20 protein-coding genes are annotated in these 23,467 nt (G+C 70.7%); 15 read left to right on the top strand and 5 right to left on the bottom strand.

Annotated elements, in window-relative coordinates:
* Positions 1 to 16: 16 nt before the first annotated feature.
* Positions 17 to 1,033 (bottom strand): LacI family DNA-binding transcriptional regulator, encoded by a 1,017-nt coding sequence (locus tag H291_RS0124245; RefSeq protein WP_020017621.1) that lies wholly within the window; start codon positions 1,031 to 1,033, stop codon positions 17 to 19.
* A 233-nt stretch (positions 1,034 to 1,266) separates the two neighbouring features.
* Here H291_RS0124245 and H291_RS0124240 point away from each other — a divergent pair, with 233 nt between their 5' ends.
* From H291_RS0124240 to H291_RS0124175, 13 genes are all read left to right on the top strand, one after another.
* Positions 1,267 to 2,574, top strand: a complete 1,308-nt coding sequence (locus tag H291_RS0124240) for an ABC transporter substrate-binding protein (RefSeq protein WP_020017620.1) — start codon at positions 1,267 to 1,269, stop codon at positions 2,572 to 2,574.
* Entirely contained in the window at positions 2,567 to 3,544 is a 978-nt protein-coding gene (locus H291_RS0124235; RefSeq protein ID WP_084468405.1) for a carbohydrate ABC transporter permease, read from the top strand. Before H291_RS0124240 ends, H291_RS0124235 begins: the two co-directional genes overlap by 8 nt.
* 1 nt (position 3,545) lies before the next feature.
* A complete protein-coding gene (locus H291_RS0124230; protein WP_020017618.1) occupies positions 3,546 to 4,433 on the top strand; it encodes a carbohydrate ABC transporter permease in 888 nt (295 codons plus the stop codon).
* A gap of 46 nt (positions 4,434 to 4,479) precedes the next feature.
* A complete protein-coding gene (yicI, locus tag H291_RS0124225) occupies positions 4,480 to 6,756 on the top strand; it encodes an alpha-xylosidase (RefSeq protein ID WP_020017617.1) in 2,277 nt (758 codons plus the stop codon).
* Positions 6,705 to 8,189, top strand: a complete 1,485-nt coding sequence (locus H291_RS0124220; RefSeq protein WP_051109625.1) for a GH1 family beta-glucosidase — start codon at positions 6,705 to 6,707, stop codon at positions 8,187 to 8,189. The genes yicI and H291_RS0124220 overlap by 52 nt, the downstream gene beginning before the upstream one ends.
* Positions 8,190 to 8,318: 129 nt before the next feature.
* The gene (locus H291_RS0124215; protein WP_033327891.1) at positions 8,319 to 9,743 is read left to right on the top strand and encodes a serine hydrolase domain-containing protein; all 1,425 of its coding nucleotides are present in this window, start codon (positions 8,319 to 8,321) and stop codon (positions 9,741 to 9,743) included.
* Positions 9,744 to 10,213: 470 nt separating this feature from the next.
* Positions 10,214 to 10,456, top strand: coding sequence for a glutaredoxin-like protein NrdH (nrdH, locus tag H291_RS0124205; RefSeq protein WP_020017613.1), 243 nt, complete (start codon positions 10,214 to 10,216; stop codon positions 10,454 to 10,456).
* Between the two features lie 35 nt (positions 10,457 to 10,491).
* On the top strand, positions 10,492 to 10,926 hold the full coding sequence (nrdI, locus tag H291_RS0124200; protein WP_020017612.1) for a class Ib ribonucleoside-diphosphate reductase assembly flavoprotein NrdI: 435 nt from the start codon (positions 10,492 to 10,494) through the stop codon (positions 10,924 to 10,926).
* A gap of 38 nt (positions 10,927 to 10,964) precedes the next feature.
* Positions 10,965 to 13,070, top strand: a complete 2,106-nt coding sequence (gene nrdE / locus H291_RS0124195) for a class 1b ribonucleoside-diphosphate reductase subunit alpha (protein WP_198012581.1) — start codon at positions 10,965 to 10,967, stop codon at positions 13,068 to 13,070.
* A 68-nt stretch (positions 13,071 to 13,138) separates the two neighbouring features.
* Positions 13,139 to 14,119 carry a class 1b ribonucleoside-diphosphate reductase subunit beta gene (gene nrdF / locus H291_RS0124190; RefSeq protein ID WP_020017610.1) on the top strand — a complete coding sequence of 327 codons (981 nt, stop codon included), beginning with the start codon at positions 13,139 to 13,141 and terminating at the stop codon, positions 14,117 to 14,119.
* A gap of 177 nt (positions 14,120 to 14,296) precedes the next feature.
* Positions 14,297 to 15,223 (top strand): DUF6891 domain-containing protein, encoded by a 927-nt coding sequence (locus H291_RS32970; protein ID WP_420038578.1) that lies wholly within the window; start codon positions 14,297 to 14,299, stop codon positions 15,221 to 15,223.
* Between the two features lie 277 nt (positions 15,224 to 15,500).
* Positions 15,501 to 16,727 (top strand): hypothetical protein, encoded by a 1,227-nt coding sequence (locus H291_RS0124180; protein WP_020017608.1) that lies wholly within the window; start codon positions 15,501 to 15,503, stop codon positions 16,725 to 16,727.
* A gap of 108 nt (positions 16,728 to 16,835) precedes the next feature.
* The gene (locus tag H291_RS0124175) at positions 16,836 to 18,050 is read left to right on the top strand and encodes a sulfotransferase family protein (protein ID WP_026366080.1); all 1,215 of its coding nucleotides are present in this window, start codon (positions 16,836 to 16,838) and stop codon (positions 18,048 to 18,050) included.
* Between the two features lie 120 nt (positions 18,051 to 18,170).
* On the opposite strand, the gene H291_RS0124170 is transcribed toward H291_RS0124175, so the two are convergent.
* Together H291_RS0124170 and H291_RS0124165 are read right to left on the bottom strand one after the other, a co-directional pair.
* A complete protein-coding gene (locus H291_RS0124170) occupies positions 18,171 to 18,884 on the bottom strand; it encodes a response regulator (RefSeq protein WP_020017606.1) in 714 nt (237 codons plus the stop codon).
* Positions 18,881 to 20,554, bottom strand: coding sequence for a sensor histidine kinase (locus H291_RS0124165; RefSeq protein WP_020017605.1), 1,674 nt, complete (start codon positions 20,552 to 20,554; stop codon positions 18,881 to 18,883). The genes H291_RS0124170 and H291_RS0124165 overlap by 4 nt, the downstream gene beginning before the upstream one ends.
* 141 nt (positions 20,555 to 20,695) lie before the next feature.
* Here H291_RS0124165 and H291_RS0124160 point away from each other — a divergent pair, with 141 nt between their 5' ends.
* Entirely contained in the window at positions 20,696 to 21,409 is a 714-nt protein-coding gene (locus H291_RS0124160) for a phosphatase PAP2 family protein (protein ID WP_020017604.1), read from the top strand.
* Here H291_RS0124160 and H291_RS0124155 read toward each other — a convergent pair.
* Positions 21,351 to 21,878: a phosphoribosyltransferase gene (locus H291_RS0124155; protein ID WP_020017603.1), complete on the bottom strand. Its 528-nt coding sequence runs from the start codon at positions 21,876 to 21,878 to the stop codon at positions 21,351 to 21,353. The two genes, H291_RS0124160 and H291_RS0124155, sit on opposite strands and share 59 nt — an antisense overlap.
* A gap of 126 nt (positions 21,879 to 22,004) precedes the next feature.
* Positions 22,005 to 22,988, bottom strand: coding sequence for an FKBP-type peptidyl-prolyl cis-trans isomerase (locus H291_RS0124150; protein ID WP_020017602.1), 984 nt, complete (start codon positions 22,986 to 22,988; stop codon positions 22,005 to 22,007).
* 152 nt (positions 22,989 to 23,140) lie between these two features.
* Between H291_RS0124150 and H291_RS0124145 the strand changes: the two genes are divergently transcribed.
* A complete protein-coding gene (locus tag H291_RS0124145; protein WP_020017601.1) occupies positions 23,141 to 23,440 on the top strand; it encodes a hypothetical protein in 300 nt (99 codons plus the stop codon).
* The last annotated feature ends 27 nt before the right edge of the window (positions 23,441 to 23,467 follow it).

Below are 23,467 nucleotides of genomic sequence, written 5' to 3'. Positions count from 1 at the left end.
CGGCCCGCTCCCGCCGTCAGCCGACGTCGGCGGCGGGACCGGGCGCCGAGCTGTCCCGCTCGGTCAGCACGGGGGCGAGCAGCCTCGTCTCGGACGGCTGCTCGCCCTCGAGGCGTGCCATCACCATGTCCACGGCCACCTTGCCGATGTCCTCGGCGGGCAGGTCGATGCTGGTCATCGGGATGCGCTGGGACAGCGCCACGTCCCGGGGGCAGACCGCCACCACCGACATGTCGGTGCCCACCACCAGGCCGCGCTCGGCGAGCCGGGCCAGCACGTGGGGGAGCGCGCCCTCGTTGTGCACCACGATGCCCGTGGTGTCCGGGGCGGTGGACAGCAGCGCGTCCACGGCGGTCGCGGCGCCCGCCGGCGACGAGTCGCAGGCCTCCACCTTGACCGTCACGCCCGAGCTGCGGGCCTGGTCGCGCAGGCCCCGCATCATCCGCTCCGCGTACGACGTGTGCCGCCGCAGCACCTCGGGCGGCGAGCCGATGAGCGCGACGTCGGCGTGCCCGGCCTGCGCGAGGTGCCGTACGGCGAGCCGGCCCGCGGCCTCGAAGTCGAGGTCCACGCAGCTCAGGCCCTCCGGGTCCTGCGGCAGACCGATGAGCACGGTGGGCTGCTTGGCGGCGGCCACCAGGGGCACGCGCGGGTCGTCGGCCTCGATGTCCATCATGACCAGGGCGTCCACCATCGAGCCGCCGGTCACGCGGTCCAGGCCGCTCACGTCGTCCTGGGTGAGCAGCAGCACGTCGTGGTCGAAGTCCCGCGCCCGGGTCACGACCCCGGCGACGAACTGCATGATGACCGGCACGCTCACGCCCACGCGCAGCGGCGCCATGAGCGCGATGACGTTGGTGCGGGCGGAGGCCAGGGCCCGCGCGCCGGCGTGCGGCCGGTAGCCGAGCTTCTCGATCGCGCGCTCGACCCGGGCCCGGGTCGGTGCGGAGATGGGCCGCTTGCCGGACAGCACGTACGACACGGTCGAGGTCGAGACCCCCGCCGTCCTCGCGACGTCGTCGATCGTAGCCACGGTGCTCCATTCGAGTCGGTACCGGTCATCTGCCCGGGTGAGTTTTCCTGGTCCCGGTGCAGGTCGTGCGGTGCCGGGCACACCAGTGTGCCGCATGTTGGGGAAGCGCTTCGACAGAAGAGTAGCCCCATCGGCCCGAAATGCCACTGGACATCTGTGAGGGCCTGGGGCTAGCGTGTTGAACCGCTTCGACGATCCGGACGCGGGAGTCCGGGCGCGACCAAGGAGATGCAATGAAGCACAAGCGGACGATGACGGCCGTTGCGGCGGCGATGGCCGGCGCCCTGGCACTGGCCGGCTGCACCGGCCAGGGCGGCACCGGCGGTGGCGACACCGACGACAGCACGCTCACCATCTGGCACTACGAGAACGAGGACTCGGCGATGGGCAAGGCCTGGGCCAAGGCCATCGAGATCTTCGAGGAGGAGAACCCCGACGTCACGGTCGACGTCGAGAAGCAGACGTTCGAGCAGATCCAGAAGAACGCCAAGATCGTTCTCACGGGCGACGACGTCCCCGACGTCATGGAGTTCAACAAGGGCAACGCGACCGCGGGCCAGCTCGCGGCGCAGGGCCTGCTCGCCCCGCTGACCGACGCCGCCACCGAGCGCGGCTGGGACGAGAAGCTGTCCGGCTCGCTCGCGACCACGGCCACCTACGACGAGCAGGGCCTGATGGGCTCCGGCGAGTGGTACGGCGTGCCCAACTACGGCGAGTTCGTGGGCGTCTACTACAACAAGGAGATGCTCGCCGACCTCGGGCTGGAGGTGCCGACCACCCTCGACGAGTTCGAGGACGTGCTGGCCGCCTTCAAGAAGGAGGGCATCACGCCCCTGGCCGAGGCCGGCGCCGAGTACCCGCTCGGCCAGCTCTGGTACGAGCTCGTGCTCGCCTACGGCGACCGCCAGCTCGTGGACGACTACCAGCTCTTCGCGAACGACGTCGACTTCCACAACGACGCCATGACGCAGGCCACCGAAAAGCTCGACGAGTGGATCGACAAGGGCTACATCGCCTCCGACTCCGCGGCGCTGACGGCCGAGGACATGGGCGTCTCGTTCATCGACGGCACCTACCCGCTCATGGTCAGCGGCTCCTGGTGGTTCGGCCGCCTCGCCGCCGAGACCGAGGCCGACTGGGGCCAGTTCAACTTCCCCGGCAACACGCTGCACACCGGCTCGTCCGGCAACCTCTGGGTGGTCCCTGCGAACGCCGACTCCCCGAGCCTGGCCGAGGAGTTCATCGACATCACGCTGCGCCCCGAGGTGCAGAACGTGCTCGCCACCGAGGGCGGCCTGCCCGTGGCGGGCGACCCGTCCGTGATCGAGGACGAGCGCACCCGTGAGCTGACCGAGAACTTCCAGGCGATCCTCGACCAGGACGGCCTCGCGTACTACCCCGACTGGCCCGTGGCCGGCTACTACGACGTGATCGTCAGCGAGCTGCAGTCCCTGGTCAACCGGTCCAAGACGCCGGACGAGGTGCTCGACGGGCTGCAGAGCTCGTACGACGAGGGCAAGGCCGACCTGCTCGATGGCTGACACCGCCCTGACCGAACGGCGCTCGCGGGCGGACACCCGCCCGCGAGCGTCGCGCGGGACGCGCCGTCGTCGGCCGCAGTGGGTGGGGTACCTGTCCTACTTGCTGCCCGGCGCGGTCGCGTTCGGCGTCGTGATCGGTTACCCGCTGCTGACCAACGTGTACTTCAGCCTGTTCAAGTGGCGCGGCGGCATGGCGCCGCTGCGCTGGAACGGGCTGGGCAACTACGTGGACCTGCTGGGCGACGACAAGTTCTGGACGTCGTTCGGCAACTCGCTCGCGATGATCGTCGCGATGGTGCTCGTGCCCACGCTGCTGGGCCTCGTGCTGGCGGCGGTGCTCTTCGACTACCTCGGGCGGCGGTTCGGCGAGCGCGTCTCGTCGGTGCTGCGCGCCACCTACTACCTGCCGCAGATCCTGCCCGTCGCCGTGGCGGGCGTGCTGTGGAACTGGATCCTGAACTCCCAGACCGGCGCCCTGAACGTGATCCTGCGCGGGATCGGCGTCGAGACGCCGCCCAACTGGCTGGGTGACCCCAGCACGGCCCTGCCCTCGGTGATGCTCGTGCTGATCTGGGTGCAGATGGGCTACCCCGTGGTCATCTTCATGGCGGCGCTGCAGCGCGTGGACCCGGAGCTCTACGAGGCGGCGGAGCTCGACGGCGCCGGCTGGTGGGACCGGTTCCGGGCCATCACGGTGCCCCAGATCCGTCCCGAGACCTTCGTGGTGACGCTGACCTGCACCGTCGCGGCCCTGAAGGTGTTCGGGCCCATCTACGTGCTCACCCGGGGCGGGCCCGAGAGCTCGACGCTGGTGCCCAGCTACTACTCGTACCTGAACTTCTTCGACAAGTCCCAGGTCGGCTACGGGTCCGCGATCGCCACCGTGCTCACGCTCGTGATCGTGGCCGTGGCACTGATCATCCTCGGCCTGCAGAACCGGGCCGAACGACGTGAGAGGGAGGGGATCTGACATGGCCGCCGTCGCAACGGACCCGCGGCCCGCGCAGGTGCGGGCCACCGCCGTCGACTCCCGGTACCGCCGGGGCGCCGGCCGCTGGCTCGTCCTGGCCGCCGCGGTCCTCGTGGGGCTCGCGGTGCTCGCACCGTTCGGGATCATGCTGCTCAACGCCTTCAAATCGCCGCAGGACTACGCGGCGAACGGGCCGCTGTCGTGGCCGTCGTCGCTCTACCTGGACGGCGTGGTCGCCTTCTGGGAGCGCACCGACTTCCCGGTCAAGCTGTGGAACTCGGTGTTCATCTCGGCCCTCGTGGCCGTGGGCGGTGCGCTGCTGTCGCTGCTGAACGCGTACGCGATCGGCATCGGCCGGGTGAAGGGGCGGCTGTGGATCATCGCGCTGTTCCTCCTGGCGAACATGCTGCCGCAGGAGGCCCTGATCTACCCGCTGTTCACCATGGCGCAGTCCGTGGGCCTGTCGAACTCGCAGTGGTCGGTGATCATCATCTTCACCGTCATCCAGTCGGCGTTCGGCACCTACCTGCTCTCGTCGGTGCTCGGCACGTTCCCGCCCGCGCTGCTGGAGGCGGCCGCGCTGGACGGCGCGAGCCGCTGGCGCATCCTCTGGCAGGTCGTGTTCCCGATCGTGCGGCCCACGCTCTCGGTGCTGATGATCTTCTTCTTCATCTGGACCTGGAACGAGTTCTTCATCCCGCTGGTCATGCTCACCAGCAACGACACCCAGACCATCCCCATCGCCCTGGCCTCGCTGCAGGGCGACCGGATGATGGACGCGCCCACGATCAACGCGGGCTCGCTCGTGTCGCTGGTGCCGGCCGTCATCTTCTTCCTGATCTTCCAGCGCACCCTGACCCGGGGCGTGACCGCCGGGGCGGTCAAGTGACCCCGTTCCACCACACGGCCAACCAGAGACGAGTGAGGCCCAACCCATGAGATTCACCGACGGCTACTGGCAGCTGCGCCCCGGCGTCGAGGTGCTCCGCCCCCGCGACATCGACTCCGTCGAGGCGGGCGACGAGACCCTGACCGTGTACGCGCCCACCGCGCCGATCACCAAGCGCGGCGACACCCTGAACCGTCCGCTCGTGACCGTCACGTTCGACGCCCCGGCCGACGACGTCATCGGCGTGCGCATCGAGCACCACCAGGGCCGCCGCGACCCCGGGCCGCACTTCGCGGTCAACCGGGAGCCGGGCGTGGTCAAGGTCGTGACGCCCGCCGCTCCGGGCGAGGGCCCCGCCGAGCTGACGTCGGGCGGCCTCACCGCGCGCGTGTCGACGGACGGCGAGTGGCAGGTCGACTTCGTGGCCGGCGGCGAGGTGCTCACCACGTCGTCCGCCCGGAGCGTCGGGCTGGCGAGCACGCCCGAGGGCGACTTCGTGCACGAGCAGCTCGGGCTCTCCGTGGGCGAGCACGTCTACGGGCTGGGCGAGCGGTTCGGCGCGTTCGTGAAGAACGGCCAGAGCGTCGACGTCTGGAACGAGGACGGCGGCACCGCGAGCGAGCAGGCCTACAAGAACGTCCCGTTCTACCTGACCGACCGCGGCTACGGCGTGTTCGTGGCCCACCCGGAGAAGGTGTCGTTCGAGGTGGGCTCCGAGGTGGTCAGCCGCACGCAGTTCTCCGTGCCGGGGCAGACGCTGCAGTACTACGTGATCCACGGGCCCACGCCGGCCGAGATCCTGCGCCGGTACACGGCCCTGACGGGGCGGCCCGCCGTCGTCCCCGCCTGGTCGTACGGGCTGTGGCTGTCCACGTCGTTCACCACGGACTACTCCGAGTCCACGGTCATGAGCTTCGTCGACGGCATGGCCGAGCGGGACATCCCGCTGTCGGTGTTCCACTTCGACTGCTTCTGGATGCGGCAGTTCCACTGGTGCGACTTCGTGTGGGACCCGGCCACGTTCCCGGACCCCGAGGGCATGCTGGAGCGGCTGCACGACCGCGGGCTGAAGGTCTGCGTGTGGATCAACCCGTACATCGCCCAGCGCTCCCACCTGTTCACCGAGGGCGCGGAGAAGGGCTACCTGGTCACCACGGCCGACGGCGACGTCTGGCAGTGGGACAAGTGGCAGGCCGGCATGGCGCTGGTCGACTTCACCAACCCCGAGGCCGCGGCCTGGTACCAGGACAAGCTGCGCGTGCTGCTGGACCAGGGCGTGGACTGCTTCAAGACCGACTTCGGCGAGCGGATCCCCACCGACGTCGTCTGGCACGACGGGTCGGACCCGCAGCGGATGCACAACTTCTACGCCTCGCTGTACAACAAGACGGTCTTCGACCTGCTCGAGGAGGAGCGCGGCACGGGCGAGGCCGTGCTGTTCGCCCGGTCCGCCACGGCGGGCACCCAGGCCTTCCCGGTGCACTGGGGCGGCGACTGCGAGTCGACGTTCGTGTCCATGGCCGAGTCCCTGCGCGGCGGGTTGTCGCTGTCGCTGTCCGGGTTCGGCTACTGGAGCCACGACATCGGCGGCTTCGAGGGCACGCCCGACCCGGCCGTGTTCAAGCGGTGGACGGCGTTCGGCCTGCTGTCCTCGCACTCCCGCCTGCACGGGTCGAGCTCGTACCGCGTGCCGTGGGCGTTCGACGACGAGGCCGTCGACGTCACGCGCAAGTTCACCCGGCTGAAGATGCGGCTCATGCCGTACCTCGGCGGGGCCGGTGCCGAGGCCGCCGGGGCGGGGCTTCCCGTGATGCGGCCGATGGTGCTGGAGTTCCCGGCCGACCGGACCGCGGCCACCGTGGACACGCAGTACATGCTGGGGTCGTCGCTGCTGGTCGCGCCCGTGTTCGGGGAGTCCCGCGCGGAGTACTACCTGCCCGAGGGGGAGTGGACCCGGCTGCCGGAGGTGGCGGCGTCCGACCTGGCCCCGACCGTCTCCGGCTCCCGCTGGGTCACCGAGGAGCACGGCTTCGACACCCTGCCCGTGCTCGTGCGGCCCGGCACCGTGCTGCCGGTCGGGGCGCGCGACGACCGGCCCGACTACGCCTGGGCCGAGGGCGTGACGTTACGCTGCACCCGTCTGCCCGAAGGGTTCGACGAAGAGATCCTGGTCCCCGGTGGCACCGGCGCCCCGGCGACGTTCCGTGTGCGGTACGAGTCCGGCGTCGTGCACGTGACCAGTGCTGACGCTCCTGGCGAATGGAGCGTCGGATGCGATGGCAAGACCGTTCGGGCCACCGGCCCGGGAGAGGTGGCACTGTGAGTGCACGCAAGTTCCCCGCTGATTTCCTCTGGGGATCGGCGACCGCGTCGTACCAGATCGAGGGTGGTGCGACCGAGGGCGGGCGCGGCCCGTCCATCTGGGACACGTTCTCGCACACGCCGGGCCGGACGCTGAACGGCGACACGGGTGACGTCGCCGACGACCACTTCCACCGGTGGCAAGAGGACGTCGAGCACATCAAGAACCTGGGCCTGGGCGCCTACCGGTTCTCGATCGCGTGGCCGCGGGTGCAGCCGGGCGGCTCCGGCGAGTTCAACGCCGAGGGCATCCGGTTCTACTCGGACCTCGTGGACGGCCTGATCGCCGCGGGCGTCAAGCCCGTCGTCACGCTCTACCACTGGGACCTCCCGCAGGAGCTGGAGGACGCCGGCGGCTGGACCAACCGCGAGACGGCCTACGCGTTCGCGAGGTACGCGCGGAAGATGGCCGAGGAGCTCGGCGACCGCATCGACGTCTGGACCACGCTCAACGAGCCGTGGTGCACGGCGTACCTGGGCTACGGCTCCGGCGTGCACGCCCCGGGTCGCACCGAGTCCCTGGCCGCGCTGCAGGCGGTGCACCACCTCAACCTGGCGCACGGCCTCGCCGTGCAGCAGATCCGCGAGGTGCTCGGCGACGCCGCGAAGACCTCGATCACGCTGAACCTGCACGTCTTCCGGCCGGACGACCCGTCGTCCGAGGCCGACCAGGCCGCCGTCCGCCAGGTCGACGCGCTGGCGAACCGGGCGTTCCTCGCGCCCGTGCTCGAGGGGGTGTACCCCGCGGACCTGCTGGAGAACACCGCCTCGGTGACCGACTGGTCGTTCGTGCACGACGGCGACCTGGAGATCACCAAGCAGCCGCTCGACGTGCTGGGCGTCAACTACTACTCGACCGCGCGCGTGCGGCACTTCTCCGGCGAGGGGGAGCGGCAGCAGGCCGACGGCCACAAGGACTCCGCGGGCACCCCGTGGATCGCTGCCGACGACGTCGAGTTCCTGCCGCAGCCCGGCCCGTACACGGCCATGGGCTGGAACATCGAGCCCGCAGGCCTCACGGATCTGCTGGTCTCGCTGCGCGACACGTACCCGGACCAGCCGCTCATGGTCACCGAGAACGGTGCGGCGTTCGCCGACACCGTGGTGGTCGAGGACGGCGTGGCCCGCGTGCACGACGTGGAGCGCGTCTCGTACCTGCACGACCACGTCGAGGCGCTGGGGCTCGCCCACGACCAGGGCGTGGACGTGCGCGGGTACTTCGCGTGGTCGCTGCTCGACAACTTCGAGTGGGCCTACGGGTACGACCGCCGGTTCGGCATCATCCGCGTGGACTACGACACGCTGGAGCGCACGTGGAAGGACTCGGCCCACTGGTACCGCCGCCTGGCCACGACCAACACGCTGCCGGCGACGTCGGAGGTCTCCCCGTCCTGACGCGCTTTTGATCGAGGGAACGTAGGGATCGTCGGTGCATGCGCCCGTATGCGCCGACGATCCCTACGTTCGTACTGACGACTGCGGGCGGTCGCGATGACGGCGCGCGTGGCGGTATACCTTCTGGCCATGAACTCGCTCGGTGACGTCCTGACCGGCCTGCTGGAGCGGACCCGTGCGGCCCGCCGCGTGCCAGCGCTGTCCGCGGCCGTGGGCCGCGGTGGCGAGGTGGTGTGGGCCCAGGTGGCCGCGGCCCCGTGGACCGCCGGGACGACGGCGGCCGGCACACCTGCGGGCCGGCCGACGGCGGAGCACGCCTTCCGCATCGGGTCGATCACCAAGCCGATGGTCGCCGTGGCCGTGCTGCGGCTCGTCTCCGAGGGCCTCGTGGCGCTCGCGGACCCGATCGGGCGGCACCTGCCGGACGCCCCGGCCCCCGACGCCACCATCAGGCACCTGCTGACGCACACGAGCGGCCTGCAGGCCGAGTTCCCGGGCCCGTGGTGGGAGCGGCACGGCGGGCCGACGTGGGACGAGCTGGCCGCCTCCGGCGTCGAGCAGCTCTGGGACCCGGGCGAGCAGTACCACTACAGCAACCCCGGGTTCGCGGTGCTGGGCCGCCTGGTCGAGGTGGTCCGCGGCGGCTCGTGGGACAAGGTGCTGCGCGCCGAGCTGTGGGAGCCGCTCGGCATGACGGCCACCGGCCGGGTGCCCGTCGGCCCCCACGTCGACGGCTACGCCGTGCACCCGGACGCCGACCTGGTGCACCACGAGCCCGTCCCCGACTACCGCGCGGCGGGCCCGGCGGGCGAGGTGTGGTCCACGCCGTCGGACCTGGTGCGGTTCGGGATGTGGCTGGTCGGCCGCGAGGCGGACCGGGACGCCGGCAAGGCCGTGCTCCCGCTGGAGCTCCGCCGGCAGCTGGCGGTGCCGCGCGTGGTGGTCGACGACGCCGGGCCCGCCGGCGGCCCGTGGGCCACCGCGCACGGCCTGGGGGTGCGCGTGCGCCAGGACGGCGCCGTCCGCACGGTCGGGCACGGCGGCTCCGTGCCGGGGTTCACCGCCGACCTGCGGGCGGACGTCACGACGGGCGACGTGGTCGCGGTGTGCGGCTCGTCCACGGCCGGGTTCGGCGACGGCACGGAGCTGCTGGCGGCGTTCCAGGGCCATGGGGCGGCTGCGGCCGGGCCGGTGGGGCCGGTGGCCGACGAGCCCCGTCCGGCGCGGCAGACGGGCTCCGACGGGCTCACCGGTACCTGGTACTGGGGGCCGGTCCCGTTCGACGTGCGCGTCGACGCGGCGGGGCGGGTCGACCTGCGGTCGCAGAACAGCGGGGGCCGGGGCACGCTCTTCGACGTCGTGCGCGGTGAGGTCCGTGGGGTCGACGGCGGGTACTGGCTGGGGGAGCGGCTGCGGGTGGTGGAGGCGGGCGGCGCGCCCGTCGCGCTCGACGTCGGCACCTTCCACTTCACGCGGGCCCCGTACGACCCCGGCACGGCCGTGCCCGGGGGCGTGGACGCCGCCGGCTGGCACCGCCCCGGGCAGGTCGGGTAGGCGCCCCGGCGGGCGCGGCCCGGGCTCTGACGCAGGCCCGGCGAGCCCGCCGCGTGCGGGTGGCGGCGAGGTATTCCCGGGGGCGGACGTCCGTCGTGTGGCGAGGCTGACAAACTCCGCCCGCGGTGACACGCCGAAGGGGCGCGACACGCCGTGGACTCAGATATTTTTCGGGCCCCGGGAGGCCGTCGAGGTGCCCTTTCGGGCCGTCCCGGCGGCCCCGCCGACGGCGCCCCGCGAACCCGTGCGCGCGGCCTACCAGGCGGTGTCAGAGGCTCGTGGCAGCATGGTCCATGAGCGTCACGAGCGTTCCCGGCGTAGGGCCTACCACGTCCCGAACCACTACATGTCGTGACCGAGCGAGTGTCAGACCCTAGGTGTAGTGTTTGGTGCAGCGGGAGACGCAGACCCGCGAACAAAGCACACCGACGTAAGTTCACGGGTGTTCTTCGAGGTCAGAGGAGGCGGACATGAGCGTCACGGTCTACAGCAAGCCGGCATGCGTGCAGTGCGACGCGACGTACCGGGCACTGGATCGCAAGGGTGTCGAGTACACGGTCGTCGACATCACGCAGGACGCCGAGGCGCTGGAGATGGTCCGCGGCCTCGGTTACCTCCAGGCACCGGTCGTGGTGGCTGGTGACACCCACTGGTCGGGCTTTCGCCCCGACCAGATCAGCGCGGTCGCCGCGCTTCAGGCCGCTTCGGCCTGACCTGCACGACAGCTACGTCGGCAAGGAGGCGTGACGTGGGCTCTCTCGTCTACTTCTCCAGCGTGTCCGAGAACACGCACAGGTTCGTCGAGAAGCTCGCTCTCGAAGAGCTGGGGATGTCCGTGCACCGGATCCCGCTCCGCCCGGCCGACGGTTTCCTGCGCGTGGACGAGCCCTACGTCCTCATGGCCCCCACCTACGGTGGCGGCAACGAGGGCGGGGCCGTCCCGCGGCAGGTGAGGAAGTTCCTCAACGACGAACACAACCGGTCGCTCATCCGCGGCGTCATCGCCGCGGGTAACACCAACTTCGGGGCTGCGTACTGCATTACCGGAGACATCATCGCCGCTAAGTGTGATGTCCCGTACCTGTATGCCTTCGAGCTCCTCGGAACTGCGCAGGACGTCACGCGCGTCCGCAACGGATTGGGACGATTTTGGCAGCAACAACCACTGAGCCTCTCGGCTTGACCGAAGGCCTGAGCGAGATCCCCCTGGAGAGCCTCCAGATGGACTACCACTCGCTCAACGCCATGCTGAACCTGTACGGGCCGGACGGGAAGATCCAGTTCGAGAAGGACCGCGAGGCGGCCCGCCAGTACTTCCTGCAGCACGTGAACCCGAACACCGTCGAGTTCGACACCCTCGAGGCCAAGCTCGAGCACCTCGTCGAGGCCAAGTACTACGACCCGACCGTGCTCGCCAAGTACTCGAGCTCGTTCGTCAAGGAGCTGTTCCAGCTCGCGTACTCGAAGAAGTTCCGCTTCGAGACGTTCCTCGGCGCCTTCAAGTACTACACGTCGTACACGCTCAAGACGTTCGACGGCAAGAAGTACCTGGAGCGCTTCGAGGACCGTGTCGCCATGGTCGCGCTCGGCCTGGCCGACGGCGTGGAGCAGACGGCCCGCGACATCGTCGAGGAGGTCATCTCCGGGCGGTTCCAGCCGGCGACGCCGACCTTCCTCAACGTCGGCAAGGCGCAGCGCGGCGAGCCCGTGTCCTGCTTCCTGCTGCGCATCGAGGACAACATGGAGTCCATCGCGCGCGGCATCAACTCCGCGCTGCAGCTCTCCAAGCGTGGTGGCGGCGTTGCCCTGCTCCTGAGCAACATCCGCGAGCACGGCGCGCCCATCAAGCACATCGAGAACCAGTCCTCGGGCGTCATCCCCGTGATGAAGCTCCTGGAGGACTCCTTCTCCTACGCGAACCAGCTCGGTGCGCGCCAGGGCGCCGGTGCCGTGTACCTGCACGCGCACCACCCCGACATCATGCGGTTCCTCGACACCAAGCGGGAGAACGCGGACGAGAAGATCCGCATCAAGACCCTCTCGCTCGGTGTGGTCATCCCGGACATCACGTTCGAGCTGGCCAAGAAGAACGCCGACATGCACCTGTTCAGCCCGTACGACGTCGAGCGGGTCTACGGCAAGCCGTTCGCGGACATCTCCATCTCGGAGAAGTACGACGAGCTCGTCGCCGACGACCGGATCCGCAAGACGACGATCAGCGCGCGCGACTTCTTCCAGACGCTCGCCGAGCTGCAGTTCGAGTCGGGCTACCCGTACATCATGTTCGAGGACACGGTGAACAAGGCGAACCCGATCAAGGGCCGCATCACCCACTCGAACCTGTGCTCCGAGATCCTGCAGGTCTCCACGCCGTCGACGTTCAACGAGGACCTCTCGTACGACGAGGTCGGCCGGGACATCTCCTGCAACCTGGGCTCGCTGAACATCGCCAAGGCGATGGACTCGCCAGACTTCGGCCGCACGATCGACACCGCGATCCGCGCGCTGACCGCGGTCAGCGACCAGACGTCGATCGAGTCCGTCCCGTCGATCAAGCTGGCCAACGAGCGCGGCCACGCGATCGGCCTGGGCCAGATGAACCTGCACGGCTACCTCGCCCGTGAGCGCATCTACTACGGCTCCGACGAGGGCATCGACTTCACGAACATCTACTTCTACACCGTGGCCTACCACGCGATCGCGGCGTCCAACCGCCTGTCGATCGAGCGCAAGCAGAAGTTCGGCGGGTTCGAGGACTCGAAGTACGCCACGGGCGAGTACTTCGACAAGTACGTCGAGCAGGAGTGGAAGCCGGCCACGGAGCGCGTCGCGCGCCTGTTCGCCGACGCCGAGGTGTCGATCCCGACGCAGGACGACTGGCGCGAGCTCAAGGCCTCGGTCATGGAGCACGGTCTGTACAACCAGAACCTCCAGGCCGTCCCGCCCACGGGCTCGATCAGCTACATCAACAACTCGACGTCGTCGATCCACCCGGTGCCGGCCAAGGTCGAGATCCGCAAGGAAGGCAAGCTCGGCCGCGTCTACTACCCGGCGCCGTACATGACGAACGACAACCTGGACTACTACCAGGACGCGTACGAGATCGGCTACGAGAAGATCATCGACACGTACGCCGCGGCGACGCAGCACGTGGACCAGGGCCTCTCGCTGACCCTGTTCTTCCCGGACACGGTCACCACGCGCGACGTCAACAAGGCGCAGATCTACGCGTGGCGCAAGGGCATCAAGACCCTCTACTACATCCGCCTGCGCCAGATGGCACTGGAGGGTACGGAGGTCGAGAACTGCGTCAGCTGCATGCTGTGACAGCAGCACGCTGACCGGTCCGCACCGCCAGGCTCACCCGTACCACCGCCGCTCCTGAAGGAACTCCCATGTCGCCAACTGGCAAGCTCAAGCTCATCGATCGCGTGACGGCGATCAACTGGAACCGCCTCGAGGACGAGAAGGACCTCGAGGTCTGGGACCGCCTGGTCGGTAACTTCTGGCTGCCCGAGAAGGTCCCGGTATCCAACGACATCCAGTCGTGGAACACGCTCTCGGAGCACGAGAAGACCATGACGTCGCGGGTGTTCACCGGCCTGACGCTCCTGGACACCATCCAGGGCACGGTCGGCGCGGTGTCGCTGATCCCGGACGCGCTCACCCCGCACGAGGAGGCGGTGTACACCAACATCGCCTTCATGGAGAGCGTGCACGCGAAGAGCTACTCCTCGATCTTCTCCACGCTGCTGTCCACGCCGGAGATCGACGCCGCCTTCGAGTGGTCGGAGAGCAACGAGCACCTGCAGAAGAAGGCGGAGATCGTTCTCGACTACTACCGGGGCGACGACCCGCTGAAGCGCAAGGTCGCCTCGACGATGCTCGAGTCGTTCCTGTTCTACTCCGGCTTCTACGCGCCGATGTACTGGTCCTCGCGGGCGAAGCTCACGAACACGGCCGACCTGATCCGCCTCATCATTCGCGACGAGGCAGTGCACGGGTACTACATCGGATACAAGTACCAGAAGGGCCTCGCGAAGCTCACGCAGCCCGAGCAGGACGAGCTCAAGGCGTACACGTTCGACCTGCTCTTCGAGCTGTACGAGAACGAGGTCGAGTACACCGACTCGCTCTACGGCGAGCTGGGGCTGACCGAGGACGTCAAGAAGTTCCTGCGGTACAACGGCAACAAGGCCCTGATGAACCTGGGCTACGAGGCGCTGTTCCCCAAGGAGGACACCGACGTCAACCCCGCGATCCTCGCGGCGCTGTCGCCGAACGCGGACGAGAACCACGACTTCTTCTCGGGGTCGGGCTCGTCCTACGTGATCGGCAAGGCCGTGGAGACCGAGGACGACGACTGGGACTTCTGACGTCTGTCGGGAGACCGTCGCCCTAGCGGCTGAAAAGAGGCCCGGAACCGCAGAATTTGCGGTTCCGGGCCCTCGTGCGTCCTGGGGCGGTCGTCCCTCACCGGGGCCTTGGACTCAGGCGGGTCCTGCTGGGCGGCCGTGTCGGTGGCCCGCACTACAGTCACGGCCGTGACCGACATGGAAATGGTGCCGACGGCCGGCGACGAGGAACTGAACTACGTGCGGTCGCAGGTTCGCGCCATGGTGCGGGCGGGCTTCAGCTCGTTCGACGAGGTGCTTCAGGCCGCCGACGAGATGCTCGAGTCGGATGCCGTGCCGAGCCTGCGAACCGCAGCGGAAGGTGCCGCCCGCCGTGAGTGGCAGGAGCGAGTCGGCGAGCAGGCGACCTGGGTCGACGAAGGCAGCTACACAGCGCTCGCCGCGGCCTTCGCCGATCTCGAGAGCCTGGGTGTGGTGGCGCGGATGTCCTTCGCCTGCTGCAACACCTGTGGTGCCACCGAGATCCAGGACGAGGCCGACCCCAACGGCCCGGATGCGCTCGGGTACACGTTCTTCCACAGCCAGGAAGCGGACCGGCTCGAGGACACTCCTGGTGACCTGTTCCTCTCGTTCGGCGGGTTCGACGAGATGCCGGCCGCCGCCGTCGGCGAGATCGTGGCGACCACGGTCGCCCGGCACGGTTTCGAGGTCGACTGGGCCGGGGATGCCGGCGCAAAGGTGCGCGTGCGCGTGCCGGACTGGCGCAAGCGGCTGCCCGGCGAGACGCCGCTGGGGGTCCCCGCACGCCTGCGGGTACGGCCCGAACGCGGTGTGCCGATGCTCGACCCGGCTCCGTACGACCTGCTCATGCTCTTCCACCAGGTCCGACGTGGTCGCCAGCAGTTCTTCGTCCTCGAGGACCTGGCGAACGAGGACAGGTTTGCCCAGACGGCCCTCGAAGGCGACGGGCCGGGGTTCGTCGTCGAGCATCGTGAGAGCTCGAACAGCCCGATCTACCAGGCGTCGTGCCCCGATCTCGTGCTCGCGCACCGGGTTCTGACCGGCTGGGCCACGGGTGCGGACGGCTGGCGTGACCTCACCAGCTGGACACAGATCGGCGTTTAGGGGCGGCTCGGCCGGTCCGCGCCGGACCGGCCGAGTGACACCGGCCCCTGGCGCCGACGTCGGCGCGGCGAGACCAGCGGGTTGCTGTGTGCGGAGATTCACCCCAACCTATCGTGGTGAAATTGTGCCCATATGCGGTATTTGGCCGCTAGGGTCGGCACGGTCTCCGAAGTCTCGCCCTGCCCCCTGGTGGAAAAGAACGATGACGAATCAGACTGCGGCTACGCATGCCCCAAGTCCGGTGTTGTCCGGGTCGCCTCGACCTGGTGGTCTCCCGATGCGCTTGTTCGACCCTGTCGACGTCCCCCTGCTCGCCGAGGTGCTCGCGGCGCGGGACATCGATGCCGTCTGGTCGGAGCTGCGGCAGGACTGGGGAGAGGCTGCCCCGGTCAGCCTCGGGTCGGACGCGCGTGCCTGGCTGGTGAGCGGTTACCAGACCCTCGCCACGCTCGCCCGGGGTTCGGGGATGGTCACCACCGACACGGGCGCCTGGAACGGCGAGCCGAGCGGGCCGCTGCCGGCGTCCTTCCGACCGTCCTTCGAGCCCGGGTCGACGCGGAAGGTGGAGACGGCGTCGGGACCGGTACATGCCCGGCTGCGGGGCCCGGTCGACGAGGTGCTCGAGGCGGTGGACGCGGCCGAGGTCGGCCGGATCACCAGGGACGTGTGCCAGGAGGTCGTCGACCGGCTGGTGGCCGGGGAGAGCGCCGACCTGATGCGCGACTACGTCGTGCCGGTGTCCCATCTCGCCTTCGCCGCGGTGCTCGGCCTGGATCCCAGGACCGGGCGCCAGGTGTTCGAGATCGCCGACGACCTGGCGGCCGGGCGCGGGGACAGCGCGATCGTCGACGAGCTGAGCTTCCTGCTCGGTGGACAGGTCATGGGGCGCGACGCGAGCGGTGGCCTGACGCCGATCGGCCTGCTCGCGCAGCACTCCGGTTACGAGGGCACCGCCGAGGCCGTGACCGGGATGCTGTCGCTGGTCACGAGCGCGAGCCTGGGCGTGCAGGCGTGGCTGGGACAGGCGCTGCTCCTGGCCCTGAGCGACGAGGGTTTCCTCCGGCGGTTGGCCGGCGGGCGGCTCGGGACCGACGAGGCCCTGGACGAGGTCCTGTGGAACGCGTCGCCGGTGACGGTGCTGGTGCCGCGGTTCGCCGTCAAGGAGGGGCACCTGTTCGGCGACGACGCGTACGTCGAGCGGGGCGACGCCGTGCTGCTCGCGGTCGGGGCGGCGGCCTCGGACCCGAGGATCCGCGGCGATGCCTGGGACGGGCTCGGCAACCGGGCGCACCTGGCCTGGGGTGCGGGGGCGCACCGGTGCCCGGCGCCCCGCCAGGCGAGGCTGATCGTCCGGACCGCGGTCGAGACCCTGCTGCGTCAGCTGGAACCGGCGCTCGCGACCCGCGCCGAGGAGATCCGCTGGGTCCCCGACCTGCGCTTCCGGCGGCCCGCCGCGCTGCCGGTGACCTTCCGAGCCACCAGCTCGTCGCCCTGGGCCGAGTGACCAGGCCGAGAGCGCGTCGGTCCACCGAGTCACCCAGCGGGGCCCGTGCCAGGCCCCGCACCTAGTTCTTGTCCGAGTTCAACCCCGAGCAATTCCCCTGGAGGATCTGTGAGTCGCACGCCCCGCATGACCCGCGCGCTGAACACCGTGCTGGGACCGGTCGTGAAGGGGTACGAGGACCCTGACCGGTCCTGGGCCAAAGCGGTCGCGCAGGTCGAGAAGAAGGCGGGCACGGAGGATCGTCAGTTCGCGGACGACCTCGGCGTGATCGTGAGGGGTGCGGCAGAGATCCCCCGGCTGTCACCCCTGGGCTGGTCCCTCATCCTGGCCGACGTCAAGGCCCGGTACGTCAACCGGCTGCGCGTCAACCACCTGCTGGCGGAGCACCCGGAGATCGCGGACGAGCAGATCACGGCGCCGGTGATCGTCTGCGGGCTGCCGCGCACCGCCACGACCCTGGCGCACCGCGTGCTGTCCGCCTCGCCCGAGCACCGCGCACCGCTGCTGTGGGAGATGCAGAACACCGGCTTCGAGGACCCGCGGTCGGAGCAGAAGCTGATCAAGCAGATGGAACAGGGCGCCGGCCTGATGGAGCGGTTCGCTCCGGACATCCCGCACATCCACCCCATCAACGTCGACCGGCCCGAGGAGTCGATGTTCCTCCTGCCGCACGGCAGCCACTGGCCGGTCCTGCACGGCCAGATGCCGTCGTACAGCGCCTGGGCGGCTCAGCGCGACCAGACGGCCGACTACGAGTACCTCAAGTCGTGCCTGCAGGTCCTGCAGCACGGCCGGGCGACCAAGCGCTGGTTTCTGAAGTACCCGGCGCACCTGGCCGACATGGACACGATCCTCAAGGTCTTCCCGGACGCCACGTTCGTGTGGACCCACCGTGACCCCGTCACCGTCATCGGGTCGTTCTGCAGCCTGATGGAGACCTTCTGGGGGATGTACCAGCACGACACCGACCGGCAGGTGATCGGCCGGTTCGCCCTGGACCACCTGGTCGACCAGGTGAACCGGGGTCTGGAGCTGCGCCGCAACCTGCCGCCCGCCTCGATCGTGGACGTGCCGTACCACAAGCTCAGCGCCGACCCCTTCACCGAGGTGCCCCGCCTCTACGCGGCGATCGGTGCCACCTGGACCACCCGCGACCAGGAGCACCTGGCCGACGTCGTCGCCAAGCCGAAGGGCACCCCGTCCCACCGGTACGACCTGTCGGACTACCTGGACCCCGCCGAGGTCGAGCAGACGTTCGGGCCGTACAACCGGCTGCTGGACCGCCTCGACCTCCGGGACGCGGAGCTCACCGTGGAGCTCTGACCGGCTCCTGGTGACGGGCGGCGCCCTGGGCCGCGCGTTGCTGTCGATGGCTGACCGCCCAACCCGATGAGCGGCCTGGAACCCCGGAATCCCGGAGTTCCGGGCCGCTCCTCGTCGCGGCTACGGAGCGCCGGCCTGCGCTGCGACGAGCGCGGCCTCGACACGGTTGCGGGCGCCCGTGCCGCGCAGGATCGACGTGACGTGCACCTTGACCGTGCCCTCGGCGAGATGGAGCCGGTCAGCGATCTCGGCGTTCGACAGCCCGTCGCCGAGCAGGACGAGAACCTCCTGCTCCCGTCGCGTCAGCCGCTCGAACCGCTCCCGGGCGTCCTGCCGTGCGACGAACCGCGTGCCGAGCCCGGTCTGGAGCAGCCGCCGCGACACCGCCGGCGAGAAGAACGCCCCGCCGGACGCGGCCGCACGCACGGCGAGCAGTAGCTCGCGGGGGTCGCCCGACTTCAGCACGAAGCCGTCGGCACCCAGGCGGACGGCCTCCGCGACGTACTCGTCCTCACCGAACGTCGTGACCATGAGGCACGGGGGCGACCCGGCGGTGCGCTTGATCTCCGCCAGGGCCTCCAGCCCGTTCATGGCGCCCATGCGTACGTCGAGCAGCACGACGTCGGGCCGGTGCGCCCGGACGGCTGCCAGCGCCTCCTCGCCCGAGGAGCCCTGCCCGACGACCCGGATGCCGTCGTCGGTCTCCAGGATTCCGGCGAGCCCGGCTCGCACCAGCGGTTCGTCGTCAGCCAGGACGACGCGCAAGGGCGCGGGGGCCGGGATGCCCGCCGGGCCCGCGACGTCAGGTCCGTCCGTGATGCCGGGCTCGCTCACGACGCGCCCCCGGTCACGAGTTCCGCCGATGCCACGCGGTCGTCCGACCAGCAGATCCGGTAGGCGTCGCCGGACGCATCGGCGAGGGGGTCCGCCGTGACGGCGTAGTGGTCGCACGACGGATCGGCCCCCGGCGGCGGTCGGAGCGTGGCCCCGGGCAGCACGGGTTCGACCGCGGACCGCGGATCCCCCACGGCGACACGCGCGAAGGCCGCCGGATCGAGCAGCGCGTTCCGTGCGGTGACGTGGTCCGCGAGCTGGATCGCGGCGGCGACCGCGACCAGGGCGGCCGTCGGTACCAGCACGGCCGCGACCAGCAGTGCTCCGCCCCGACGCCGGGCCCGTGCCAGCTCGACCGTGACCGCCTGTGCGCCCCGCGGGGTGGGATCCGCAGGGCGACCTGGCGTCTCGAGATCGACCGGACGCGCAGGCGGGACGCCCACCACGGGTGACGGGGGACGGGCCACCGGGCGCAGCTCGGCACGGAGCACGTACTCGCTGCTCGCCGGCCCGGCCTCGACGGACCCGCCGGCAGCGCGCACGTGCTCGGCGAGGGCACGGATGCCCGTGCCGCTCGCACTGTCGGCAGCAGAGGCGGCAGAGGTGGCGGACAACGGGTTGCGGACGGTCACCACGAGGGACCCGGTGTCCTCGGCCTCGCCTCCGGGTCGGTCCTCGGACCCGAGCCCGCCATCGCCCGGCTCGAGGCGGATCCGGACCGGCAGGCCCGGCGCGTGCTTGAGCGCGTTCGTCAGGCCCTCCTGCACCACGCGCGCGACGGCGGGGCCGAAGGGCACGAGGCGCGCGGGTGCGAGCGATCGGTCGAGCTCGACGTCGGCGCCGGCCCGGCGGGCATCCCGGACGAGAACGTCGAGATCCGCCCCGATCGTCGTGGCCCGGGTGTCATCGGGCAGGCCGGTCCGCAGGGTCTGGACGGACGCACCGAGGCGCGCCACCGCATCGGAGACCTGTCGCCGGGCGAGCCCGACGGACGCCCGCGCGGAGTCGGCTGCCGCCCGCCGGCGCTCGGCCTCCCGGTCTCGCTCCGTCACCCGCCCCGAGGCTGTCCCGGCGGCTCGCCCCGTGTCGTCGCCCAGGCCACGTTCCAGCTCGAGCTCCAGCCGGCCCAGGTTGAGGGCGACGAGACTGAGGGCGTGCCCCAGGTCGTCGTGCAGGCCCTCGGCGAGGTGCAGCCGCTGTCGAGCCAGATCGGTCTCGGCCCGCAGCCGTCGGGCGTCCTGCTCCCGGACCAGCATCATGGCGGCGTCCGCCTCGGCGGACCGACGCGCCTGCCATGCCATCGCCACGCTCCACGGAAGTACACCCGTGACGACCCCACGGGCGGCGGTGACGAGCGCGTCGCGCAGATCGGCCCAGCCGGCCAGGACGGCGACGGCGCCCGCTCCTGCGGCGAGGGCCATGGCGAGGACGCCCAGGCGTGCCCCGCGGTCGGCCAGGCCCAGCGGAGCGGCCGCCGCCGCGAGCGGGATCATCCACCACGGGTCGACCCCGGCGAGCACCAGCAGCACGGCGAACGCGACCGCCAGGACCAGGCCGAGGGGGCGGGCAGAGCGGCGCGCCGAGGCGGCCTCGGCGGCGGTCTCGCTGGAGTGCTCCGCGGCGGGCTCTGTGGCGGGCTCGACCTCGGCGGGCAGGGGCGTCTGGGTCACCGGACCATCGTCGTCGACCGGCCGGGGGAGTGCTTCCCGCCAGGGTCTGATCTTCGGGCCGGAGATCTAGGACCTGGGTCATAGACGACTCCTGACCTACGCCAGATCCCCGCCGCCCCACAGGTACCTAGCGTTCTCGGCATGACCACCACACACCATGCCCCGCCGGCACATCGTCCGGCCGGCCCGTCCCGCGGCCCGGTTCCGCACGCCGCCCTGCCCGCCGCCCTCGGCGCAGTCCTGATCCTGGTTGCCCTCGCGCTCCTGGCGTGGCCCGCCCGCGCGGCGCTCTTCGCAGATGTCGCCGGCGGGACCGCCGCGTCGGCGCTGGCGCAGCTCGCGGGACTGGTCGCCGACAAGGGGCTGCTGGCGCTGGTGGCGATCACGGCCGGCCTCGTGCTGCTCACCTGGTTCCGTGACCGTCCCCGGTTCGGCCTCCTCGCCGCGGCCGGCGCCGGCGCGGTCGCGGCGTACGTCACGAGCGAGACCGTGAAGCTGCTCGTCACCGAGGAACGGCCGTGCCGGGCGGTCGACGTGGCAACGGTGCTCGCGTGCCCGGCACCGGGGGACTGGTCGTGGCCGAGCAACCACTCCACGATCGCCGGGGCGCTGGCGATGTCCTGCCTGCTCGCCGCGCCCCGGCTCTGGCCCCTCGTCGTGCCGCTGGCGCTCGCCGTCGCAGGCGCCCGGGTCGCGGCGGGAGTCCACTACGTGCACGACGTGGCCTCGGGGCTGGCCCTGGGCGTGCTGGTCACCTGCCTCGTGGCGCTGACCGCGCACGCCGGGGCTCAGCGGCTCAGGCGTCGATCGACCTCGCGCCCGTCACCGGGGGCTCGGCGGACCAGGGGAAGGTGATCCACAGATCGGTGTCCTTCCAGGAGTAGTCCGGCTGGATGATGGTGCGCGGCTTGGTGAAGAGCACGGCGGAGCGTGCCTCGGCGCCCTTCTTCTCCAGGAGGTCCATGACCAGCGCAAGGGTGCGGCCGGAGTCGGCCACGTCGTCGACCACCAGCACCTTCGCGCCCGGCAGGTCGGACGTGTCCATGAGGGGCGGCAGGACCCGCGGGTCCTCGAGCGTCTTGCCGATGTCCGTGTAGAACTCGACGTTCAGCGTGCCCACGCCCTTGGTGCCGAGCGCGTAGGCCATGGCGCCACCCGGCACGAGCCCGCCGCGCGCGACGGCGATGACGACCTCGGGCACGAACCCGCTGTCCACCACCTTGTGGGCCAGGTCGCGCACCGCGACGGGGAAGGTCTCCCAGGTGAGCACCTCGCGCTCCGGCACGGGAGCGGACTCAGGGGCAGGCACGTCGGTCGAGGTCATGGGAAGACCCTACGAGACGTGGCGGGCACCCGGCTCGGGTACCCGCCACGTCTGCGCCGCCACCTGCGGCGATGCGCACATCGTGTGCGCTGGATCTCACGTCGGCCCGCGTGGGGCCGAGGAGGGTCAGGCCGCCTTGGCCTCGAGGATGTCGACCACGAACACCAGCGTCGAGTTCGCCGGGATCGCGCCGTTCTCCTGCTCGCCGTAGCCCTGGTCGGCCGGGACGACGAGCAGCACCTGGCTGCCCACCTTCTGGCCGGCGATGCCGTTGGTCCAGCCGGGGATCACACCGCTCAGCGGGAACGACGTCGGCGTGCCGCGGCTCCACGAGGAGTCGAACGACGTGCCGTCGAGCAGGCAGCCCGCGTACTGGACGGTGACCGTCTGGTCCTTGGTCACCTCGGCGCCGTCGCCCTCGATCAGGGGCTGGACGACCAGCTCGGTGGGCTCCTCGTAGGACTTGGGGATCGTCACGGTCGGCTGGCCGTTGTCGGCGAGCTCGACGGTGGGCAGGCCCTCCTTGGGCGCGACCTCGGTGCCCTCGGCGCGGGTCGGGATCTCCTTGGCCTCGGTCACCTCGACCATCGTCACCTGGATGGTCTGGTCCATCGCGGTGCTGGCCATGAGGAGGCGCGTGCCGACCTTCTGGCCGATCAGGCGGTCGTTCAGGAGGTCGTACTGCGGGTCGCCGAGCGTGAACGACTCCGGCTTCTTGGTCTCCCAGGTCGAGCCGCTGGTCGAGCCGTCCTTGCCGGCGATGACCACGTAGTTGATGGTCACCTGGGCGCCCTCGGCGAGCTCCTCGCCGGTGCCCTCGTCCACGACGCGGGACGTCGGGGTCGTGACCTCGAGCGGCGCCTTGAACGTCACCTTCGGTTCCTTGCCGACCGGGCCCGAGACCTCGATCGCGTCGACCGCCTTGACGTCCTCCTCGGACGGGCTGGGAGCGGGCGACGGCTCCGCGGCGGCCGTCACCTCGCAGACGTTGCCGGTGGAGGAGGAGGCGGCGGCGTTGCCGCTCCCGTCGGCGTCGCCGCTCGCGCAGCCGGTGAGCGCGATGGATGCCAGCGCGACGGCTGCCAGGCCGGCAGTAGTGCGGTGCTTCACGAGTAGTCCTTCGGTCGGTGTGCGCCTTGCTGGGGACCGCCACACTCTAGCGGGCGGAGATGAGTGCGGCTCCCAGGCGTTGTGGTGCGCGATGTGGGCTGTTCTCGGGCAGCCTTGAGCCATCCGCTCCGCCCTGCGGAACAATAGATGGCATGCCGTCGAACCGCCGCTCCAGCAAGCGTCCGTATGCCGCGGACCATGTCCCCCTCGACGTGGACCGGGCCACGGGCGGACGCCGCAGCGAGTCGGCGGCCGACGGCGAGTGGGTGGTGCAGCGCATCCGTTCCTCCGACAAGACCTACGTCTGCCCGGCCTGCCGCCAGGAGGTCACCCCGGGGACGCCGCACGTCGTCGCCTGGAAGACGGACGGGTTCGGCGGCGCCGAGGCCGGGCTGGACGCCCGGCGGCACTGGCACAACAGCTGCTGGCAGCGCCGCGCGAACCTGCGCTGAGCGTCCGGCCCCGCCGCGCGACACGCC

Origin of the sequence: Promicromonospora sukumoe 327MFSha3.1, assembly GCF_000385135.1 — a bacterium.
Classification (GTDB): Bacteria; Actinomycetota; Actinomycetes; order Actinomycetales; family Cellulomonadaceae; genus Promicromonospora; species Promicromonospora sukumoe_B.
The sequence above is the reverse complement of the archived record's forward strand: the minus strand, read 5'-3'. Positions and strand labels throughout refer to the sequence as shown.

What these genes read in the sequence shown, in the direction of transcription:
- nrdE (WP_198012581.1), top strand. Translation starts at nt 10,965, where the DNA reads ATGGACTACCACTCGCTCAACGCCATGCTGAACCTGTACGGGCCGGAC.
- nrdH (WP_020017613.1), top strand. Translation starts at nt 10,214, where the DNA reads ATGAGCGTCACGGTCTACAGCAAGCCGGCATGCGTGCAGTGCGACGCG.
- H291_RS0124180 (WP_020017608.1), top strand. Translation starts at nt 15,501, where the DNA reads ATGCGCTTGTTCGACCCTGTCGACGTCCCCCTGCTCGCCGAGGTGCTC.
- H291_RS0124240 (WP_020017620.1), top strand. Translation starts at nt 1,267, where the DNA reads ATGAAGCACAAGCGGACGATGACGGCCGTTGCGGCGGCGATGGCCGGC.
- nrdF (WP_020017610.1), top strand. Translation starts at nt 13,139, where the DNA reads ATGTCGCCAACTGGCAAGCTCAAGCTCATCGATCGCGTGACGGCGATC.
- H291_RS0124230 (WP_020017618.1), top strand. Translation starts at nt 3,546, where the DNA reads ATGGCCGCCGTCGCAACGGACCCGCGGCCCGCGCAGGTGCGGGCCACC.
- H291_RS0124160 (WP_020017604.1), top strand. Translation starts at nt 20,696, where the DNA reads ATGACCACCACACACCATGCCCCGCCGGCACATCGTCCGGCCGGCCCG.
- H291_RS0124220 (WP_051109625.1), top strand. Translation starts at nt 6,705, where the DNA reads ATGCGATGGCAAGACCGTTCGGGCCACCGGCCCGGGAGAGGTGGCACT.
- H291_RS32970 (WP_420038578.1), top strand. Translation starts at nt 14,297, where the DNA reads ATGGAAATGGTGCCGACGGCCGGCGACGAGGAACTGAACTACGTGCGG.
- yicI (WP_020017617.1), top strand. Translation starts at nt 4,480, where the DNA reads ATGAGATTCACCGACGGCTACTGGCAGCTGCGCCCCGGCGTCGAGGTG.
- H291_RS0124235 (WP_084468405.1), top strand. Translation starts at nt 2,567, where the DNA reads ATGGCTGACACCGCCCTGACCGAACGGCGCTCGCGGGCGGACACCCGC.
- H291_RS0124145 (WP_020017601.1), top strand. Translation starts at nt 23,141, where the DNA reads ATGCCGTCGAACCGCCGCTCCAGCAAGCGTCCGTATGCCGCGGACCAT.
- H291_RS0124155 (WP_020017603.1), bottom strand. Translation starts at nt 21,878, where the DNA reads ATGACCTCGACCGACGTGCCTGCCCCTGAGTCCGCTCCCGTGCCGGAG.
- H291_RS0124215 (WP_033327891.1), top strand. Translation starts at nt 8,319, where the DNA reads ATGAACTCGCTCGGTGACGTCCTGACCGGCCTGCTGGAGCGGACCCGT.